Raw genomic sequence first — 20,753 nt, 5'->3', positions numbered from 1 at the left:
GCCTTTTCAGCTCCAACTGGCTCCGATCGAGCTGCGTGGCCCATCGTGGCAGCCGCTGCCTTCGCCCATCGTTCACGATGACGACGGGCATGCGGATGGATGCCGGTTCAACGCCAGCGAACATGCTCCGCGTACGCCGGACCGTGTCCAATCTGATCAGCGGGCCATTTTTTCGTCGTCAGGATTTTGGCGTGTCGCAGCTAGGCAGGCGCCGGCCATTGCTGCTAGATTTTTCCATGGAAACATCCAGTAACAGAGTGCGCCGATGAGAACCGAGAACGCCGGCCTTTGGCCACTGCTTGCCGGCTTCCGTTTCGCGTTCTCATTGTGGGTGCTCTGCGCGCACACCTACAGCTTCGCGGAGCATCCGTTGCCGGTGCCGAGCGTGAGCGGTGCGATGCCCGTTCTGTGCTTCTTCGCGATCTCCGGCTTCAGCATCCATCATTCGATTGCGACCGCGCCTGCCGGCTATCTTCGGCGGCGTTTCTGGCGCGTCTATCCGACGAACTTCGCCACCGTTTCCATGGCGCTTGCCGCCTATCTCATTCTCGGCCCCGAACTGAAGTCGGCCGTCGGCCACGCCGGCGGCGAGGTCATCCCGCCCCTGACCTGGATCGGATCCTATCTGCTGTTGCAGACGGTCCTTCCCATCATGGTTCCGCTGCTGTTTCCGGCGTGGTCGCTATCGATCGAGGTCGCTTATTATGCGCTGGCGCCGCTGCTTCGACGGGCGAGCCTGCGCCTGCTCTTGACGATTTCAGCTCTGTCGCTGCTCGGGTTCTGCGGATTGCATCTGCTCAAGGGCACGTTCCTGGAGACGCTCGTCTTCCAGAAGACCGTCTTCTTCCACGCGCTCGCCATCTTCTGGGCTTTCGCCTGCGGATGGATCGCCTATGCGAACGCACACTCCATCCGGCTGATGCTGGTGTTCGCGGCATCCGCGCCGCTCGCGGTCGCCTCCTATCCGCCCTTCTTCAACATCGAAGGGTGGTTCACGATCATGGCCACCCTCGTCGCCTGGTTCGTGGTGGTCGCCATCCTGTTCATGCAGCCCCGGTTCGACGTGCGGCGGCCCGTCGCAACCACGCTCAACTATCTCGGGGATCTCGGTTACCCGCTGTATCTGTCGCACTATCCGGTGATGTTCATCGTGGCCAGCACGCTGCTACGCGATCAGCACGTGAAGTTCGACGGCGCGATTTACGGCCTGTGCGCCTTCGTCGCCGCAATCGCGATCTATCACATCATCGACCGGCCGCTTCGCAGGTTCGGCAGGTCAGCGGCGACGCAGATGCAGGCTCCGCTGCGCAACTCCGGCGCGGCGACGGCCAGCGCCAACATGTAGGCTTGCGCCGCAGAAACCCACATAAGCGATCAGCGCCCCGCACCGGGCGGGAAGATGTGCGCGGCAAGCCGCCGGCCTTCAATCAATCCAGCCCCCGCTCGCGGCTCAGTCGCACCATCTCGTCGATGAAGATCTGCTTCTGCTTGTCGTCCAGGCTGGTGAACAGCGGCTCCGAGGCATCGGCGACGGCGCGCTGGTCGGCGGCGCGGTCGACCAGGAACTGCGCCTCGTTGCGCATCTGCTCGACGATGTCGTCGGGTGGGTCGCGCTTGGCCCTGGCAATGCGCAGGTTGAGACGGTCGGCGCCGTTGCGGCCGAGCGCGTGCATGGCGCTGGCGAACGGTCCCCAATTCTTGGCCTGCTCCTCGGTGAGGTTCAGCCCGGTCTTCAAACGCTCGACATTGGCGTCGCTGTTGGCGACGATCTGCTCGGCGGTCAACTCCGGCACGCCCGGCTGCGTCAGCATCGGCGCGGCCTTCGCCAGCCTGGTCTTCGTGCTTTTTGACTTCTTTCTGGACTCGGTCTTGGTCTCGGCAGGCGGCGGGGGTTGCGCGCTTGGCTGACCAGCGTTGCCGGTGAACGCCCCGGTCACGCCGGTGACCACGCCGACGACACCCCCGATTGCGCCGCCCAGCACGCCGCCGACCGGGCCGGCGGCCTTGTTGCCTTCACGCGCGCCCTGCTCGACACCCTTGAACAATCCCTGCGCGGCAACCTGCCGCGGCAGCGCCATCGTTGCTCCAAGCAGGAGCAGCACACCTGCTGCGGTGCAGAGACCAGCGCGCGTCGCCGTGCTCCATTGGCTTGTTCTCATCGGCCGCTTCTCCCTCGCGAATGAGCCGGGCGACCATGGCGACAACCGACCGCGGCTTTCGAGTCGCCTGAAATTCTAGCGTTGTCGCAATGCCGAAGTCCATCTGCCGCACCGCGCATGACGGAGAACGGCGCAGCGAGCGGCGCAATGATCACCACAACGATTTCAATGGCGGCACTGCCTTCTTTGCGCTGCAGCGTGGGTGGTTGCGATGCAATCAGTTGCGGAACCTGCGACCAACTATGCACGCCATTAGTTCTAGGTTTTGCCTCACCTGCTTTCTCGACAGCCGCGCGCAATTCTGCTCTGATTGCACTCAAGCGAAATCCAAGCGCGCATGACGCGACGCACAACTAACAAACAGGATTCGCGCTCAAACGAATGCTTGGCTCACCAGGGAGGGAACGCCATGTCACGGAGGAAGCTGAACCGCCGCCAATTCGTTGCTGCGACCGCTGCCACTTCGGCGGTCATGATTGCCGCACCTTACGTGCGCGGCGCCTATGCTGCCGGCAAGCTCTCGATCGGGTTCTGGGACCATTGGGTGCCGGACGCCAACAAAGCCTCCACGGAACTCTGCAAGGAATGGGCTGATAAGGAGAAGGTCGACCTCCAGGTCGACTACATCACCAGCCAGGGCAATAAGAACCTCGTCACCATCGCCGCAGAGGCGCAGGCCAAATCGGGCCATGACATTTTCCAGATGCCGACCTGGTGGTGCCACTCGAACTCCGATCTCCTCGAGCCCGTGAACGACATCATGGAGCCGATCATCCAGGAGAACGGCACGGTCAACGATACGGTCAAGTATCTCGGCGTTCTCGACGGCAAGTGGATGGGCGTGCCAGCCTGTGTCGGCAGTCAGATCAAGGGTCCCTGCTCGCGCATCGACCTGATGAAGAAGCACGCCGGCATCGACGTGCAGGAACTGTATCCGGCCGGCGCAGCGCCGAAGGCCGAGAGTTGGACCACCGACGCCTTCCTCAAGGCTGCGGAAGCCTGTCATAAGGCTGGCGTTCCCTTTGGAATCGGACTGGGAGAGACCTCGGACAGCGTCGATACCGCCGGCGCGTTCTTCAGGGCGTTCGGCGCCGAACTCGTCGATGCCAAGGGCAATCTCACCGTCAAGACCGACGCAGTGCGCCAGGTGCTCGAGTTCTACAAGAAGCTGATCGCCTTCCTGCCGCCGGACGTCGGCGCCTGGGACGACGCTTCGAACAACAAATGGCTGATCGCCGGCAAGGGCGCGCTGATCATGAACCCGCCGAGCGCCTGGGCCGTGGCCAAGCGCGATGCCCCGCAGGTGGCGGAGCAGTGCTGGACACACGGCTTCCCGACCGGGCCGAAGGGCCGTTTCGCCCCGTTCCTCCCGTTCTTCTGGTCGATCTGGAGCTTCTCCAAGAACAAGCCGGCCGCCAAGAGCCTGCTCGTGCATCTCTCCAAGCCGTCGTCGATCGAGAAGATGGTCGATGCCAGCGGCGGCTACGATCTGCCGGCCTTCAGCAAGCTCAACAAGCTCAAGGTCTGGGCCGAGCAAGGACCGCCCAAGGGGACGATCTTCCACTATCCCGACCCCTATCAGCAGCAGGTGCTGTCCATCGCAGCCTCGCCCGCGCCGCCCAAGGTCGCGCAGCAGATCTATTTCCAGGCCACGCAGACCAAGATGGCCCTGCGCTATGCCCAGGGCGAAAGCATGGAGAAGACACTCGCCTGGGCCGAAGGCGAGTGCGAGGGCTTCCTGCGCAGCTGATCGGATGTTCGTCGCCACGTCTGCGGCCCGCAGCTTGCTTGCGGGCCGCCCCGCCTCGTCCATCGCCACCAGTGAACGGCGGCGATTGCCGGGGATCTCACGAGGAGCCGACACTCATGGTTGATGCCGCCATCGGCGAAACGTCCGTTCCACGCCCCCGCAAAGCTGCCGGCCGCAGTGGTCTGCGCAAGGCGCTGAAGCGAAAATCAACATCGGCCTTCCTGATGACGCTGCCGCTGATCCTGCTGATCGCGCTGCTCGTCATCTACCCTGCGTTCTATTCCGTGCATCTGGCGACGCTGAACAAGTCGATGCAGCGCTTCGTCGGCTTCGGCAATTTCGAGTTCCTGTTCAAGCGCGACACGTTCTGGCTGGTCGTCAAGCAATCCTGCATCTTCGCGATCTCCGCGGTGCTGTTCAAAGCGCTGATCGGCTTCATCGTCGCGCATTTCGTCCACAACATCCCGGCCAAAGGCCAGCGCAAATGGCGCGGCATGCTGCTGGTGCCCTGGGTGATTCCGCCGGCGATGAGCACCTTGGCCTGGCTGTGGCTGTTCGACCCGTCCTACAGCGCCTTCAACTACACGCTGTCGTTCTTCGGCATCGGCCCGATCCCGTGGACCGGCGATGCCGCCTGGGCGCGGTTCTCGGTGATCCTTGTCAATGTCTGGTACGGCGCGCCGTTCTTCATGATCATGTATCTGGCGGCATTGAAATCGGTGCCGGACCAGCTCTACGAGGCGGCTGCGATCGACGGCGCAAATTGGTGGCAGCGGATCTGGTACGTGACCCTGCCGATGATGCGCAACATCATCGCCATCACCACGCTGTTCTCGCTGATCGTCACCTTCGCCAATTTCGACATCGTCCGGATCCTCACTGCGGGCGGCCCGCTCGACAAGACGCACATCTTCGCGACCTGGGCGTTCCGTGTCGGCATCGAGGGCAGCGACATTCCGCTCGGCGCCAGCGTCTCGCTGTTCATGGTGCCGATCCTGGCGGTCGCCGCGATCTTCATCCTGCGCGACGTCAACAAGCGGGGGAACGAATCCTGATGAGCACGATGACCGTCGACAAGGCCGGCCCGACCCGCAATGTCAAATACGGCTCGATGAGCCGCGATCGTGCCTGGGCGCTGCGCTGGTCGTATTTCTTCCTGGTGCTGTTCGCGATCTTCTCGCTGGTGCCGCCCTTCTACATGCTGATCACCTCGCTGAAGGGCAGCGCCGAGATCTCGGCCGCGACCAATCCGTGGTGGGTCTTCCACCCCACCCTCGAGAACTACGTCGCCCTGCTGAGCTCGAACCAGTTCCTGCGCTTCTTCTTCAACTCGGCCATGGTCTCGATCATCGTCGTGATCATCACCATGCTGATCAGCATTCCCGCCGCCTTCGCGCTGTCGCGGATGAAGTTCTGGGGCTCGGCGACGCTCGCGACCGGCGTCTTTCTCACTTACCTCATCCCGGACAGCCTGCTGTTCATTCCGCTGTTCAAGATGTTCGCGCTGATCGGCGATGTCACCGGCATCCAGCTGATCAACCGCTGGTACGTGCTGCTGTTCATCTATCCGACGCTGACGGTGCCGTTCTGCACCTGGATCATGATCGGCTATTTCGCCTCGATTCCCAAGGAGCTCGACGAGGCCGCGATCATCGACGGCGCCTCCTGGCTGCAGACCTTGACGCGGATCTTCATTCCGGTCGCCCTGCCCGGCCTGATCGCCGCGACGATCTTCGCGTTTACTGTCTCCTGGGCGCAGTTCCTGTATCCGCTGGTGTTCACGACCTCGGCCGACCAGCTGGTGCTGCCGGTCGGTATCGTCACCACGCTGATCAAGGGCGACGTTTTCAACTGGGGTCAGATCATGACAGGTGCGCTGCTGGGCGCCGCGCCGCCGCTGATCATCTACGCGTTCCTGATGGACTACTACATTGCCGGCCTGACCGCTGGCGCGACCAAAGGCTGATGACGGGGGTTGATCCGAGATGGCTGAAGTGAGCTTGCGCAAGGTCGTGAAACGTTACGACGACGTCGAGGCCGTCCGCGGCATCGATCTCGACATCGCCGATCACGAGTTCGTGGTGCTGGTCGGCCCCTCCGGCTGCGGCAAGTCGACGACGTTGCGGATGATCGCGGGTCTCGAGGACATCTCGGACGGCGACATCTCGATCGGCGGCGATGTCGTCAACGACGTGCCGCCGAAGGACCGCGACATCGCGATGGTGTTCCAGAACTACGCACTCTATCCGCACATGACCGTGGCGGAAAACATGTCGTTCGGGCTGCGCCTCAAGCACTATCCCAAGGCCGAGATCAAGAGCCGCGTCGCGGAGGCCGCGCGCATGCTCGATATCGCCGACCTCATCGACCGCAAGCCGAAGCAGCTGTCCGGCGGCCAGCGCCAGCGCGTTGCGATGGGCCGCGCCATCGTGCGCAATCCCAAGGTGTTCCTGTTCGACGAGCCGCTGTCCAATCTCGATGCCAAGCTGCGGGTGCAGATGCGCATCGAGATCAAGAAGGTGCACCAGAAGGTGCGCACCACGACGGTCTATGTCACCCATGACCAGGTCGAGGCGATGACCTTGGCCGACCGCGTCGTCGTCATGAACAAGGGCCGCATCGAGCAGATCGGCACGCCGACGGAACTCTATCACAATCCGGCAACGCGCTTCGTCGCGGGCTTCATCGGCTCGCCGGCGATGAACTTCGTGCCCTGCCGGCTCGAGGAGGCCGATGGCCGGCTTCACATGCGGCTCACCGATCGCATCGCCTTCCCGCTGCCGCCGGCGCGCGCCGCGCGCTATCAATCCGTGTCGCGGAATGAGCCGTTGCTGCTCGGCATCAGGCCGGAGCACATTACCGAAACGAGACCGCATGCCGAGCCCGGGATCGAGACGTTCGAGGCCATGCTCGACGTCACCGAGCCGATGGGCATGGAGACGCTGGTCTACTTCAGCCTCAACGACACGCCTGTCTGCGGGCGCGTCAATCCCAATGCCGGCGCGCGGGATGGCAGCCCTCTGCGCATGGCAATGGACCTCAACAACATGCACCTGTTAAATGAAGCGACCGGGCTCGTGATCTGACGAGCACAAGAAGCTTCAAGGGCAGGACATGACCACCAGGACGGCGACCAACAAGAACAAGATCCTCGTCACGGAATCCTTCTCGGCCAAGGGACGCGCGCTGCTCGCGGCGCGCGACGACGTCGAGATGATCGAATTCCCCAACATGATCTCGGCGGCGGACTTCTCCGCGCTGCTCACCTCGCACGCACCCGTGCATGGCGTCGCGCTCGGCGCCACCCGTTTCGGCGAGCCGGAGCTGATCGCGGCCGGCGACATGAAGGTCGTGACCCGGATCGGCGTCGGCTTCGACGCGGTCGACGTGCCGGCGCTCTCCAGGCACAAGGTGCCGCTGATGGTCGCTGGCACCGCGAACTCGCCCTCGGTCGCCGAACAGGCGCTGTTCATGATGCTGACGCTCGCCAAGCGCGCCACCGAGATGCATGCGATGGTCAAGGACGGCACCTGGGGCTCCCGCCTCGGCGTGCTGCCGTTCGACCTCTACGGTAAGGCCGTGCTGATCATCGGTTTCGGCCGCATCGGCACCCGCACCGCCAAGCGCTGCCTCGCGATGGAGATGCAGGTGCTGGTCTACGACCCCTACAAGCCTGCCGCCGACATCACCGCCGCCGGCTGCGAGCCGGTTGCCGACCTCGACGCCGCGCTGCCGCGCGCCGACTTCGTCAGCATCCACTGTCCGAAGACGCCGGAGACGATCGGCCTGTTCAATGCCGCGCGTCTCAGGCTGATGAAGCCGACGGCGTACCTGATCAACACCGCCCGCGGCGGCCTGGTCGACGAAGCCGCGCTCTACGATGCGCTGTCGTCCGGCCGGCTCGCCGGTGCCGGTCTCGACGTGTTCGAGCAGGAGCCGCCGCCGGTCGGCCACGCGCTGCATGCGCTGCCCAACGTGATCATGGCGCCGCACGTCGCCGGCGTCACCCGCGAGGCCGTCGACCGCATGAGCGAGCAGACGGCGCGCAACATCCTCAGCGTGCTGGACGGCGAGCCAATCCGGCAGAACGTGATCAATCAGGACGTGCTGTAACGGTCTTCGTCCCCGGGGGCTCGACACGCGACGGCCGTCTCTCTTCCGTTTCGGGAGGCGGTAGTCGCGCCACGGTAGGCGGAACTCGGGGCGATGCTCACCGCTTTGTTGCCCAAATTTGAACGCATTGTTGCATCTCGCCTAAATCTCGCTACAACTGTGACTATTGGCGCCGGCGTTCACGCGCGCCATTAGGAACAGAGGCGGCGATGAGTGTTGCGACGGAGCATGCGCTCGCAACGATAGCGAGCATTTTGGATCAGCCGGAAACGGTCAAGCCGGCGGACAAGGTGCCGTCTGCCAAGAAGGCTGCTGCGACCGTCGTGACCTCCGATCAGGCCGACGGCTACACCAAGGTCGGCCCCGGCCCCATCTCCGCGATTCGCTTCCGCTGGACCGCCCGCCGCGGCGACGACGGCTATTACGTCGATGAGACCGTTGGACCGACCTCGATTGCCGTCAGCAGCGGGCCGATGTCGGCCGAGGCCGCGGTCAAGACGGTGGATACCAGGGCGCGCGAGGCGATCGAACGGTTCGAGGCGCTCAAGAATGAGATGACCGGCAAGGGCCCGTTCGCGGCGCTGGGGCCTGGCGAGACGTAGCTGAGAGCTCCCCATCCGTGCTTGCGCGTCCTGCGCTGACTCCTGTCTGTGTCGGTCGCCAGTGGCGGCGCAATCCGGGCACCGCGTTTGTCTCGCGGTGCGGGAGAAACAACCGGTCGAGCCAGAACCCCGACGCAGGGCTGTCGCATATGACGACGCGGAGCTGTCCCGGGCATCCACGTCGTTCTGAGGGGTGCCGGCCCACGTGGATGGCCGGGACAAGCCCGGCCATGACGAAGTAGAGAAAGACGGGCACATCCTGCGATCTTGATATGCGATCGCCATGCCCGACGGGGGCGATGGCGATTGCGCCATGACGGCTGCGGCGTCCATGCCGTCTCCCCCCTCGTCCGACGACACCGCCTCGTATAAGAAGGACCTCGTTGAACTCGAGCTGAGGTGTTGCCTGATGGGATTTCTCGATCGCGCGTTGTCTGTCCTGGCCGGACTTGTTGTCGTGTTCAGTCTTGCGGCGCCTGCCGCTGCCGATCAGGCGTCGCGCCTCGACGAGATCATGCAGCGCGGCAGCCTTCGGGTCGGCATGACCGGCGACTACAAGCCCTTTACCTATCTCGACAAGGCCACCGGCAAGTTCTCCGGCTTCGACGTCGACATGGCCGAGTCGCTCGGCAAGGCGCTCGGCGTGAAGGTGGAGTTCGTCCCGACCAGCTGGCCGCAGCTGATGAAGGATTTCGAGGCCGACAAGTTCGACGTCGCGATGGGCGGCGTGTCGATCACGCTCGACCGCCAGAAGAAGGGCTATTTCTCAACGGCGATCATGCGCGAGGGCAAGACTCCGATCGCGCGCTGCAGCGACACCTCGAAGTACCAGACCCTCGCCGACATCGACAAACCGGGCACCCGCGTCGTGGTCAACCCCGGCGGCACCAATGAGCGCTTCGCCCGCGCCCACATCAAGGCCGCCGACATCCGCGTCCACACCGACAACGTCACCATCTTCGACGAGATCGCCAAGGGCGACGCCGACCTGATGATGACCGACGCTTCGGAGACCCGCTACCAGCAGAAGCTGCACCCGGGCGTGCTCTGCGCCGTCCACCCCGACAAGCCGTTCGACTTCTCCGAGAAGGCCTATTGGCTGCAGCGCGACGTCGCGCTCAAGGCCTTCGTCGACCAGTGGCTGCACATCTCGACCGAGAACGGCAGCTATCAGGCGATTTACAAGTCCTGGTTCGATTGAAGGATGACCTGATCCGGAGCGCCCCCTGGGCCAGCCCCGTGGGCTGGCCCCTCGTATGGAACAGATCAAGGAAAGACACATCCCGACAGTTCCGATTGCGCCGGCGATGCCGCTGCCTTCGAGGCGACACGCGTCGTGATTAAGATCGGAAAGAACTCTCCTGGCAATCGTGCGCGGGACACCGTCGGTCTGAAACCCAGTGTAACGGATCGGACGTCTTAAGGAGTCCGCCATGGCCTCGAACTTCTCGACGATCGGCTTGGCCATCGACTCCATGAAGGACATGGAAGCGCTCGTGAAACGGGTCATTCCCCTCGCAGAGCGACTGCCTGCCCCGGCCGGTGCATATTATCTTCGCTGGTCAGACCCCAGCGGCGCGGAGCTCTGGATTCAGGTCGACGGAGGCAACGAACTGACCGGGATTAGGCCCCATTGCGCAGGCCTCTCGAACATCAACGTCGGGCTCACCGCCCGGTTTCCTGCCGCGGCGCCAAGCAGCCTCGACGGCGCTTTCCAAGGATGGGCCGACCCCTCGGGCGGCGAGGCGGATATGGGCTGCTATCCGTTCATGTTCGATGCGCCTGACTTTCGCTGTCACGATGGTCTGGCGTTACCCGTTTGCCTGACGGTGCAGGTCGCGGCTTTCGCCCACGACGTCCGCTTCTTCGAGACGGTTGCTGCATACGACGCAAGCCAGACCGACGATGTGAAGTTTGCGTCGCGATCGTTCATCCCTTCTGGTCTGTTTACTCCGTCAGGGGAGTCTGCCGTTCCGCCGCAATCCCGCTCAATATTCGCGGGTCACGTGATTGCGGCGGACAAGAAGGTCAACGCACTGACGGGAGGCGCCTTCTATTGGGCTCTGGTTGAGACCTATGGCGGCACATATGACGTCGTCATCGACGAAGACCTGTTGCCCGATGTCCCCCGTGTCGGAGGCGTGATATCCGGTTCATTCTGGTTGTCCGGCCGCATCGTAGCTCCTAGTGACGAATCCAGCGGCTGAGCGGCCGACCGCACGAGACCGAGGTGCCTCCCGGGCAAAGACAACAGATCATGTCCTTCGAGATCAGGGCCATAGCAGAGCGCGACATCGCAGCATTCCACGCCGTGCTGGACAGCGTCGCGCGCGAGCGGCAATTTCTCTCCTTCCTCGAAGCGCCGCCGCTCGATCAGATCCGTAGCTACGTCCTGAACAACATCGAGAACGGCCAGTCGCAATTCGTCGTCGTCGACGATGGCCGGATCGTCGGCTGGTGCGACATCCTCACCAACACCCGCAAGACGATCTACGCCCATTGCGGCACCCTGGGCATGGGCCTGCTGCCGTCCTGGCGCGGCCGCGGCATCGGTCGCGCGCTCATCCGCCGGACCGTGGACGCTGCGCTCGGCAGCGGACTCACGCGCATCGATCTGACGGTGCGCGAGGCCAATCTCAATGCGATCGCCCTGTACAAATCCGTCGGCTTCGCGACGGAGGGATTGCACCGCAACGCGGTCCGGATCGACGGTTGCTACGAAAACGTGATCTCAATGGCGTTCGTGGCGGACGAAGCTAAGTTGACTGGGACGCCTGACGATGAAGCCTCGCGGTGAACGGCGGATGTCGGCAGCGTGAGCGCCGGTTGCGCGGCTTGCCGCCCAGCTCCCGGCAGATGCTTGTCCAGCCACACCGCGGGCACACGACGGCTGCGACCTCATCATACCCGGACACTTCCTGGTACTCGACGTTCCGATTGCGACACGTCGGACAGCAGGGCTGGACGGAGCCGAGTCGTACGACGATTTTTTCCCATGCCATGGATTGGGATCCTTTGAACTCCGGCGGTCCATGGCATTGGGCGACGCAGTGGATGGGATGTCAACGGTCGAGCCTTCGAGCTGTTGCCGCTCTCACCGCCAGGCCTCTTCTCGATTGCCGGGCACATCTGGGCAGCCGCCTGGGCGAAAGCGCCTGCGTTCGCTATGCTGCACGCTTCAGGTTGTTCGGGGGCACCATGCTATCTCGCCGTGGGTCAATGGTCGCACTGTTGTGCGGCGTTATGACGACCTGTGTTCTGGCCGTCGTCAGCGGCCCTGCGCAATCAGAGGTCCCCATCACGTTCACCGTGCCGCAGAGCCAGATCATGCTGAAGATATCTGAGCCGGCGCTGCGGTCCGATCCCGTGGAGGGTGCAAGGCCCGGCTATTTCAAGCTGAGCCGTGCCCAACCTCTCCTGATCGTCAGCGGCTGGCTCGAGCCGGCGCAGCAATACAAAGGCTTGGACGCGTTCTGGGCAGCCGAGTTGCAGTCTCCGGCACTGACGGGAGCTGCAGCGCCGATGCGTGTCGAGACGCTGCGTGAGGGCACCTGGGAGGTTGTGGCCTATGACGTCTCCCTCCCAGGGCTCGTCCAGTCGCATTTGCGCGCCGAGCGCGTCGAGGCCAATACCTGGATCGATCTGCACCTCTCCACGAGGGTCGCCGACCCGAGCAAGGCCGCTAAGTCGCGCGCCGATCTGCTGAAGGTGTTGCGGCAAGTGCAGGTCGTTCGGAAGTAGGCGCTCCATGAGCAACATACCAGAGCATCTCTGGCGGTATCCAACGCGGGAAGCCGTGCATGCGCTATGCCGCCGGTTTGGCTTTCCTAACGAGCCGGGTATGCAGGACTGGCAGTGGGAAGTGTCAGATCCCACCAGGTCGCGCTCAAGGCCTTCGTCGACCAGTGGCTGCATATCTCGACCGAGAACGGCAGCTATCAGGCGATTTACAAGTCTTGGTTCGATTGACCGAGGGCCTTCGTTGCCCCGCAAAGCGGCTGCCGGTTAGGGCGTGGCCCTGAACCCGGCGCGCCTCCGGTGGGCGGGAGTTCCGAGCCCCATTGCCCTGGCTGGGCTCCAACAGGCCTTCACGTCCAGCGCACCGCTTGCGTAAACTACCCCATAGGGGTATACGAGAGCTGGTGCTATGGATGAGGCAGCCGCGATGACGCAAGTTGACCGGCCTCAACGACTGCTTCTGGACGCGCAATAGATTAGCCTGCGGCCATAAGGCAACTCAGATCTCGATGCGGCTTGTTCGTACCATCCTGGCGTTCGCGATCGCCGTCTCGCTGGCGATACTGCCGAATGGCACCTCGACGTCGGCGGTTACGATGTCGTCGGGCGACATGCAGCCGAGCATGCACATGGCCGTTGGCAGCGACATGTCGATGGACGAGTGCTGTCCCGACGACATGAAGGGGCCGAGTTCCGCTTCGCACGGCTACAAATGCGGCATGGGCTACTGCTGCGCCGGCGGAACGGTTGCGCTCGGCTGTATCAGGCCCGTCGTGCTCGCCCCTGTCGCAATGGCGGCGACCGCGATCGCCATTCCCGCTGATCAGGTGGCATCCCTCCCTAGCGGCCCTCCTCCTTTCAGACCTCCTCGACTCTGATCTCGCACAAGCCGACGCGCGCACTCTCTTTGTCGCGCCATGACTGACGTGCGCGCCTTCGGCGCCACGGCCGAGATCCAATCATGAGGACAGGACCATGCTTTCCAGCACCCGCATCGCGGCTCTCGCCGCCACCCTTTCGCTTGCCACGACCGCTGCTATCGCCGGAGCCGCCGATTACACGTTCGAGCCCGTCACGCCGGAAATGAAGAAGGGCGACGACGTCATCCTCACCGTTCGTCTCACCAACAAGCAGACCGGCAAGCCGGTCGCCGACGCGGTGATCTTCAAGACCCGCATCGACATGGCGCCGGACGGCATGGCCGACATGGAATCCCCGGTGGCGCCGCTGCCCTCCAAGGAGCCGGGCACCTACGCCTTCAAGACCGACCTGCCGATGGCCGGGCGCTACCAGGTCACACTGTCCGCCAAGGTGCAGGGCGAGCCGGAGACGGTCACCGCCAAGGTCATCGTCAAGGCAACGAAGTGAGCGCGCGGGGCGCTCCCGCCGAGCGCCCCTGTTCCCCCAAAGGCAGAGCGCGCCCGTCGCGCACCACGGTGATGCCATGAACATTCCGCGTCTGCTCGCGACCGTTTTGATCGGCGCCAGCCTGGGTCTGGGCGGTCTGTGGTCGATCCAGACCTCGCCTCCGTCGCTCCCCGCCCATCTCGCCGCCGCGGCCGCGGATCGCGTGCCGCTATATTATCGCGACCCGGGCGGCGCCCCCGTCTGGTCGGCACACCCAAAGAAGGACGATCGCGGGCACGACTACCTGCCGGTCTATGACGACGATCAAGCGGCGCCGGAGCCGGTCAAACGGAAGCAGCAGGCGGAGTCCCCGCGCAAGATTCTGTACTACCGCAATCCGATGGGCCTGCCGGACACATCGCCCAGCCCCAAGAAGGACCCGATGGGGATGGACTACGTTCCTGTCTACGAAGGCGACGACACGGATGATGGAGTGGTCAAGCTGTCGCCCGGCAAGATCCAGCGCACGGGCGTGAAGTCGACGCCGGTCGATCGGCGCACGCTCCATGTCGGGGTCAAGGCGCCGGGCACGATCCAGCTCGACGAGCGCCGAGTCTCCGTGATCGCAATGCGGGCCGAAAGCTTCGTACAGAAGGTCGCCGACGTCACCACCGGTGCGCGCGTGAAGGCGGGGCAACCGCTGATGGAGATCTACAGCTCGGCGATCGCCGCGGCCGCTGCCGAGTATCTGTCCACGATCAATTCCAACATCGTTGGCGGTAACGCCACCTACGGCCGCGGCTCTCGGCAGCGGCTGATCAATCTGGATGTGCCGGAGCCGGTCATCATGGCGATGGAGAAGTCGCGCATCGCCCCGGTCACGGTGCAATGGTCCGCGCCGCGGGACGGCATCGTGCTCGAGCGCAACGCGATCGATGGCATGCGCGCCAACCCGGGGGACGCGCTGTTCCGGATCGCCGACATCTCGCTGGTCTGGGCGCTGGTCGACGTTGCCGAACACGACCTTGGCAGCGTCGCCGTGGGGCTGCCTGTGACGATCCGCGCGCGCAGCTTTCCGGGCCGCACCTTCACAGGATCGATTGCAGTGATCTATCCGCAGGTAAACAAGGAGACGCGCACGGCTCGGGTGCGGATCGAGCTTGCCAATCCCGACCTCGCGCTGCTCCCCGACATGTATGTCGACGCCGAGATCGACACGGCCGCCGCGGCGCCGGTGCTCGCCGTGCCGGCCGATGCCGTGCTCGATACCGGCAGCCGCCAGGTGGTCCTGATCGACAAGGGTGACGGCCGCTACGAACCGCGCGCAGTCAAGCTCGGCCGTCGCGGAGCCGGCTACATCGAAGTGCGCGACGGCGTCTCGGAGGGCGAGGCGGTGGTCACCTCCGCCAACTTCCTGATCGATGCCGAAAGCAACCTCAAGGCCGCTCTCAAGAGTTTCTCGGATGCGGGCGAAGCGCAGCTCGCCGGTCACGATCACGGCTCCATGGGAGAGCACAAATGATCGCCCGCATCATCGCGTGGTCGGCGCGCAACCTGCTGCTGGTCCTGTTCGGCACCGGTTTCGCGGCGGCGGCCGGCTTCTACGCGCTCATCCATCTGCCGCTCGATGCCATCCCCGATCTGTCCGACACCCAGGTCATCGTCTACACCGAATATCCCGGCCAGGCGCCGCAGGTGATCGAGGACCAGGTCACCTATCCCCTGACCACGGCGATGCTGACCGTGCCGAAATCGAAGGTCGTGCGCGGCTTCTCGTTCTTCGGCGTGTCGTTCGTCTACGTCATCTTCGAGGACGGCACCGACATCTACTGGGCGCGCTCGCGGGTGATGGAATTCCTGAACAGCGCGGCCTCGCGGCTGCCGGCGGGAGTCACACCGACCATCGGGCCTGACGCCACCGGCGTCGGCTGGGTCTACCAATACGCCGTCATGTCGAAGGAGCTGAACCTCGCCGATACCCGCACGCTGCAGGATTGGAACCTGAAATTCGCGCTCGCCAAGGCCGAGGGTGTCGCCGAGGTCGCGAGCATCGGTGGCTTCGTCAAGCAGTACAACGTGGTGCTCGATCCGCAGCGCATGCGCGACCGCGGCATCTCCCTGCAGAAGATCCGCGACGCGATCCGAGCCAGCAACGCCGACGTCGGCGGTCGCACCGTCGAGCTCTCCGAGTTCGAATATGTCATCCGCGGCAAGGGCTATCTGAAAAGCATCAACGATCTCGGCAACATCGTGCTCAAGACCTCCGGCGGCACGCCCGTCTTGTTACGCGATGTCGCCAATGTCGAGCTCGGGCCCGACGAGCGGCGCGGCATTGCCGAGCTCAACGGCGAGGGCGAGGTCGCCAGCGGCATCGTGCTGCAACGCTTCGGCGTCAACGCCCTCGACGTGATCGAGAACGTGAAGAAGCGCTTCAAGGACATCGCGAGCAGCCTGCCCAAATCGGTCGAGATCGTTCCGGTCTATGACCGCTCGAACCTGATCTATGCCGCCATCGACACGCTCAAGCACACGCTGCTCGAGGAGAGCCTCGTCGTCGGCTTCGTCTGTATCGTGTTCCTGCTGCACGTCCGCAGCGCCCTGGTCGCGATCCTGATGCTTCCCGTGGGCGTGCTGATGGCGTTCGGCGCGATGAAGCTGCTGGGCCTCGGCTCCAACATCATGAGCCTGGGCGGCATCGCGATCGCAATCGGCGCAATGGTGGATGCCGCGATCGTCATGATCGAGAACGCCCACAAGCACCTCGAGCGCGCCAAGCCCGACCAGTCGCGCGTGCAGGTCCTGATCGACGCGGCCGCAGAGGTCGGCCCTGCCCTGTTCTTCAGCCTGCTGATCATCACGGTGTCGTTCATGCCGATCTTCACGCTGGAATCGCAGGAGGGCCGGCTGTTCAGCCCACTTGCCTTCACCAAGACGTTCGCGATGGCGGCGGCGGCGCTGTTGTCGGTGACGCTGGTGCCGGCCTTGATGGTCATCTTTGTCCGCGGCAGGATCATTCCCGAGCACCGCAATGTCATCAACCGTGTCCTGATCTGGATCTACCGTCCGGTGATCAAGGGTGTGCTGCGGGTCAAGGCGCTCGTCATCCTCGCGGCAGTCGCCGTGCTCGCCGTGACTGTCTGGCCAGCGCGCCAGCTCGGCACTGAGTTCATGCCCAGCCTGAACGAGGGCACGCTGCTCTATATGCCGACCACCCTGCCCGGCATCTCCGTGACCAAGGCAGCCGAGCTGATGCAGATGCAGGACCGCATCATCAAGTCGTTCCCGGAGGTCGCCTCGGTCTATGGCAAGGCTGGACGGGCCGCGACCGCGACTGATCCTGCGCCAACCGAAATGTTCGAGACGGTGGTGAACCTCAAGCCTGGGGATCAGTGGCGTCCCGGCGTCACGATCGACGGCCTGATTGCCGAGATGGACAAGGCGCTGCAATTCCCCGGAGTTTCCAATGCCTGGACCATGCCGATCAAGGCGCGCATCGACATGCTCTCGACCGGCATCCGCACACCCATCGGCGTCAAGGTGATGGGCACGGATCTCGGCGAGATCGACCGTCTGGCCAAGCAGGTCGAGCGGGTGATCAAGACCGTGCCCGGAACGTCGTCGGCCTACGCCGAGCGTGGGATCGGCGGCTATTACCTCGAGATCACGCCGGACCGCGAGGCCCTTGCCCGCTATGGTCTGCTGATCCAGGACGTCCAGGACACCATCGCGGCGGCGCTCGGTGGCCAGACCGTCACGGCGACGGTTGAAGGCCGCCAGCGCTTCACGGTCAACATGCGCTACCCGCGCGATCTCCGCGACAATCCCAAGGCCATCGCCAGCGATGTCCTGGTGCCCATGCCCTCCGGAGGCGCCGTGCCGCTCGGCGAGGTCGCCAAGGTGGAGCCGGCCCGCGGACCAACCTCGATCCGGACCGAGAACGGGCAGCTCGCGACCTACATCTATGTCGATATCCGCGACCGCGATATCGGCAGCTACGTCGCCGACGCGCAGCGCGCCGTCACCGAGAGCATTCAGTTTCCGGCCGGCACCTACGTGGTCTGGAGCGGGCAGTATGAGTATCTGCAGCGCGCCGCCGCCCGCCTGAAGATCGTCATTCCGGTGACACTTACTATCATCTTCCTGCTGCTCTATCTGAACTTCAGGGCCATGACGGAGACCTTGATCGTCATGCTGTCGCTGCCGTTCGCGCTGGTCGGCGGCATCTGGATGATGTGGTGGCTCGGCTTCAATCTGTCGGTCGCCGTCGCCGTGGGCTTCATTGCGCTCGCCGGTGTAGCCGCCGAAACGGGCGTCGTGATGCTGATCTATCTCGACCACGCGTTGACCGCAATGAAGGCCAGGCGAGAGGCCGACGGCGCGCCGCTGACCCGCCAGGATCTCCAGGAGGCGATCATGGAGGGCGCCGTCGAACGCGTCCGCCCGAAGATGATGACCGTAGTCGCGATCATGGGCGGCCTGCTGCCGATCATGTGGAGCACCGGCACGGGGTCGGAGATCATGCAGCGCATTGCCGTGCCGATGATCGGCGGCATGATCTCGTCGACGTTGCTGACCTTGATCGTGATCCCCGCCATCTTCGGCCTGGTGAAGGGACGCGGGCTGTCGCCCGACAGCATAACAGCGCGCGGCTTGCCTGCGGATGGATCGAAAGGCGTGGCAAAGGCAGCTTGAGCCCGAAGCTTCGATAGCGCGCGTCGCGCTTCGGCCCGGCATTCCCTGCGCCCTCTCACTTTTGAAGAGGGTTCGGCTGATGGATCACTCGGACGTGGATGCGTCGCGAGACAGCAACGTCATGTATGGATTGCTCGTGCCACACATTCGGTGTCGTCCCGGCCTTGAGCCCATACTCACAGGCCGTTGTTTGTGGCAGGCGCGGAGAGGTAGTCGGCTCCGACACCACGTTCGGTGGCTATGGTCCCGGCTCGGTGGCCGGGACGACGGCGGAGTGTGCCGCGGGAGCATGGCTCACCGCGACACGGCGCCGTCAGAAACGCCCTCAGCCGTTGCGGTACGTGTAGCTGTAGCCGTTGATCGCCGGAGCGCCGCCGAGATGGGCGTAGAGCACCTTGGAGCCCTCCGGGAAGTAGCCCTTCTTGACCAGGTCGATCATGCCCTGCATCGACTTGCCCTCGTAGACGGGGTCGGTGATCATCGCCTCGGTGCGGGCGGCGAGGCGAATGGCCTCGTTGGTCTCGGCGCTCGGCACGCCATAGGCCGGATAGGCGTAGTCGTTGAGGATGACGATCTCGTCGTCGCGCACCTTGCGGCCGAGCTCGACGAGCTCCGCGGTGTTGTCGACGATCTGGCGCACCTGGGCACGGGTCTGCTCCGGCGTGCCGGAGGCGTCGATGCCGATGACGCGGTCGGCGCGGCCGTCGGCGGCGAAGCCGACGATCATGCCGGCCTGAGTCGAGCCGGTCACGACGCAGACGATGATGTAGTCGAACTTGATGCCCATCTCGGCTTCCTGCGCCCTCACCTCCTCGGCGAAGCCGACATAGCCGAGGCCGCCGAACTTGTGCACCGACGCGCCGGCCGGAATGCCGTAGGGCTTGCCGCCGGCGTCCTTCACCGACTGAATCGCATTCTCCCAGCTCTTACGGATGCCGATGTCGAAGCCGTCCTCGACGATGCGGCTGTCGGCGCCCATCAGGCGGGTCATCAGGATGTTGCCGACGCGGTCATAGACGGCGTCCTCGTGCGGCACCCAGCTCTCCTGCACCACCACGCATTTCATGCCGATCTTGGCGGCGGTCGCCGCCACCATGCGGGTGTGGTTCGACTGCACGCCGCCGATCGACACCAGCGTGTCGGCGTTCGACTCGATCGCGTCGGGCACGATGTATTCGAGCTTGCGCAGCTTGTTGCCGCCCATGGCGAGGCCGGAGTTGCAGTCGTCGCGCTTGGCGTAGATCTGCACTTTGCCGCCGAGGGCGGCCGTCAGGCGCGGCAGATGCTCGATCGGGGTGGTGCCGAAGGTGAGCGGATACTTCTTGAACTTGTCGAGCCGAAGCACGGGGTCTCTCCGTGGATGGTGATTGTGTCGGGTGGAAACATACGAAAAAGCCTGCGAAAGGTGCTCTCTTTATTGGCCAGCATTTACATGCTTACGTCGGCTCAAAGCCGAATTGCCGACTGCTTCTCTCACCAGGTAGCCAATTGATGAAAGAACCTTCCAACACCGATCTCGACCGCGTCGATCGCCGCATCCTGCAGCTGTTGCAGAAGGACGGGCGGACCAGCAACGCCGAGCTTGCCGCCGCCGTCCATGTCAGCCCCGCGACCTGCCACCGCCGCACCCAGCGCCTGTTCGAGGACGGCTATATCAGGACCGTGCGCGCGCAGGTCGCCCCCGAGAAGGTCGAGCGCAGCGCGCTGGTGCTGGTCGGCGTGGTGCTCGACCGCTCGACGCCGGAGAGCTTTCGCACCTTCGAGGCCGCGATCCGCAAGCTGAAATTCGTGCTCGACTGCCACCTCGTCGCCGGCGATTTCGACTACTTCCTGAAGATCCGCGTTCGCGACATGAACGACTTCAACCGCATGCACGGTGACCAGCTGATCTCGCTGCCGGGCGTGCGCCAGACGCGCACTTTCTTCGTGATGAAGGAGGTCGTCGACAATGCGCCGCTGGATTTCTGACCGGAGCAGGCTTTGAACCGAGCTTGCCGCATCAGCGACTTAATTGCGCGTGAGCTCGCTCACATCAGCAACCGACATCGCGGAGATCCTGATGAAGAGGCTGTTGGCCGTTGCTGCCGTGGTTCTGGCCAGCGGTGCCGCCCAGGCGCAGTACGTAATCGAGTATGGCGGCAAGACCATCCGGATCGACCCCGACCGTGGCACGGTGCAGATCCCCGGCGTCTACGACAACACCGAGCAGAAGAAGGCCAAGCGGACCAAGCGCGACCAGGACACGGCGGCCAAGCCGCCGGTAGCTGCGGACAAGCCGGTCACCGCGCCAGCCGAAGCCGCGGCCCCGCAACCGCAGGCCCCCGCTGCGGCGGCCCCTGCCCCCGCTCCCGC

The 20,753-nt window shown here is 64.2% G+C and carries 18 protein-coding genes and 2 pseudogenes; 18 read left to right on the top strand and 2 right to left on the bottom strand.

The window, feature by feature from the left end; all coding sequences use genetic code 11:
* Positions 1–265: 265 nt before the first annotated feature.
* Positions 266–1,345 carry an acyltransferase family protein gene (locus BRAO375_RS16195; protein WP_009028542.1) on the top strand — a complete coding sequence of 360 codons (1,080 nt, stop codon included), beginning with the start codon at positions 266–268 and terminating at the stop codon, positions 1,343–1,345.
* A gap of 82 nt (positions 1,346–1,427) precedes the next feature.
* Here BRAO375_RS16195 and BRAO375_RS16190 read toward each other — a convergent pair whose 3' ends face one another.
* The gene (locus BRAO375_RS16190) at positions 1,428–2,159 is read right to left on the bottom strand and encodes a Spy/CpxP family protein refolding chaperone (RefSeq protein WP_009028541.1); all 732 of its coding nucleotides are present in this window, start codon (positions 2,157–2,159) and stop codon (positions 1,428–1,430) included.
* Between the two features lie 409 nt (positions 2,160–2,568).
* Here BRAO375_RS16190 and BRAO375_RS16185 point away from each other — a divergent pair, with 409 nt between their 5' ends.
* From BRAO375_RS16185 to BRAO375_RS16120, 15 genes and pseudogenes are all read left to right on the top strand, one after another.
* Positions 2,569–3,909 (top strand): ABC transporter substrate-binding protein, encoded by a 1,341-nt coding sequence (locus BRAO375_RS16185; RefSeq protein WP_035640607.1) that lies wholly within the window; start codon positions 2,569–2,571, stop codon positions 3,907–3,909.
* A 116-nt stretch (positions 3,910–4,025) separates the two neighbouring features.
* Positions 4,026–4,964 carry a carbohydrate ABC transporter permease gene (locus BRAO375_RS16180; RefSeq protein ID WP_009028538.1) on the top strand — a complete coding sequence of 313 codons (939 nt, stop codon included), beginning with the start codon at positions 4,026–4,028 and terminating at the stop codon, positions 4,962–4,964.
* Positions 4,964–5,875 carry a carbohydrate ABC transporter permease gene (locus BRAO375_RS16175; RefSeq protein WP_009028537.1) on the top strand — a complete coding sequence of 304 codons (912 nt, stop codon included), beginning with the start codon at positions 4,964–4,966 and terminating at the stop codon, positions 5,873–5,875. Before BRAO375_RS16180 ends, BRAO375_RS16175 begins: the two co-directional genes overlap by 1 nt.
* Positions 5,876–5,894: 19 nt before the next feature.
* Positions 5,895–6,995, top strand: coding sequence for an ABC transporter ATP-binding protein (locus BRAO375_RS16170; protein ID WP_009028536.1), 1,101 nt, complete (start codon positions 5,895–5,897; stop codon positions 6,993–6,995).
* A gap of 28 nt (positions 6,996–7,023) precedes the next feature.
* Positions 7,024–8,022: a hydroxyacid dehydrogenase gene (locus tag BRAO375_RS16165; RefSeq protein WP_009028535.1), complete on the top strand. Its 999-nt coding sequence runs from the start codon at positions 7,024–7,026 to the stop codon at positions 8,020–8,022.
* 209 nt (positions 8,023–8,231) lie between these two features.
* A complete protein-coding gene (locus tag BRAO375_RS16160; protein WP_035640605.1) occupies positions 8,232–8,624 on the top strand; it encodes a hypothetical protein in 393 nt (130 codons plus the stop codon).
* Between the two features lie 409 nt (positions 8,625–9,033).
* Positions 9,034–9,825: a transporter substrate-binding domain-containing protein gene (locus BRAO375_RS16155; RefSeq protein ID WP_009028533.1), complete on the top strand. Its 792-nt coding sequence runs from the start codon at positions 9,034–9,036 to the stop codon at positions 9,823–9,825.
* A gap of 232 nt (positions 9,826–10,057) precedes the next feature.
* Positions 10,058–10,831, top strand: a complete 774-nt coding sequence (locus tag BRAO375_RS35695) for a hypothetical protein (RefSeq protein WP_009028532.1) — start codon at positions 10,058–10,060, stop codon at positions 10,829–10,831.
* A gap of 50 nt (positions 10,832–10,881) precedes the next feature.
* A complete protein-coding gene (locus BRAO375_RS16145; RefSeq protein WP_009028531.1) occupies positions 10,882–11,421 on the top strand; it encodes a GNAT family N-acetyltransferase in 540 nt (179 codons plus the stop codon).
* A 422-nt stretch (positions 11,422–11,843) separates the two neighbouring features.
* Positions 11,844–12,365, top strand: coding sequence for a hypothetical protein (locus BRAO375_RS16140; protein ID WP_009028530.1), 522 nt, complete (start codon positions 11,844–11,846; stop codon positions 12,363–12,365).
* Positions 12,366–12,503: 138 nt separating this feature from the next.
* Positions 12,504–12,593: pseudogene (locus BRAO375_RS37435) on the top strand (transporter substrate-binding domain-containing protein); the annotation flags it as partial.
* Positions 12,594–12,871: 278 nt separating this feature from the next.
* Entirely contained in the window at positions 12,872–13,240 is a 369-nt protein-coding gene (locus BRAO375_RS36355; protein WP_139031395.1) for a hypothetical protein, read from the top strand.
* Between the two features lie 97 nt (positions 13,241–13,337).
* A complete protein-coding gene (locus BRAO375_RS16130) occupies positions 13,338–13,730 on the top strand; it encodes a FixH family protein (RefSeq protein ID WP_009028527.1) in 393 nt (130 codons plus the stop codon).
* Positions 13,731–13,806: 76 nt separating this feature from the next.
* Positions 13,807–15,231, top strand: coding sequence for an efflux RND transporter periplasmic adaptor subunit (locus tag BRAO375_RS16125; protein ID WP_009028526.1), 1,425 nt, complete (start codon positions 13,807–13,809; stop codon positions 15,229–15,231).
* The gene (locus tag BRAO375_RS16120) at positions 15,228–18,401 is read left to right on the top strand and encodes an efflux RND transporter permease subunit (RefSeq protein ID WP_009028525.1); all 3,174 of its coding nucleotides are present in this window, start codon (positions 15,228–15,230) and stop codon (positions 18,399–18,401) included. Before BRAO375_RS16125 ends, BRAO375_RS16120 begins: the two co-directional genes overlap by 4 nt.
* Before the next feature lie 325 nt (positions 18,402–18,726).
* Here the strand turns inward: BRAO375_RS16120 and BRAO375_RS16115 are convergent, their stop codons facing one another.
* Positions 18,727–19,746, bottom strand: coding sequence for a 1-aminocyclopropane-1-carboxylate deaminase (locus BRAO375_RS16115; protein ID WP_009028524.1), 1,020 nt, complete (start codon positions 19,744–19,746; stop codon positions 18,727–18,729).
* 146 nt (positions 19,747–19,892) lie between these two features.
* On the opposite strand from BRAO375_RS16115, the gene BRAO375_RS16110 reads away from it, so the two are divergent.
* Positions 19,893–20,369 (top strand): Lrp/AsnC family transcriptional regulator, encoded by a 477-nt coding sequence (locus BRAO375_RS16110; protein WP_009028523.1) that lies wholly within the window; start codon positions 19,893–19,895, stop codon positions 20,367–20,369.
* Between the two features lie 91 nt (positions 20,370–20,460).
* Positions 20,461–20,753, top strand: a pseudogene (locus BRAO375_RS16105) (DUF2147 domain-containing protein); the annotation flags it as partial.

Source organism: Bradyrhizobium sp. ORS 375, from assembly GCF_000239775.1.
Classification (GTDB): domain Bacteria; phylum Pseudomonadota; class Alphaproteobacteria; order Rhizobiales; family Xanthobacteraceae; genus Bradyrhizobium.
Note: the sequence above shows the minus strand (reverse complement) of the source record. Positions and strands in the feature narration are given on the sequence as shown.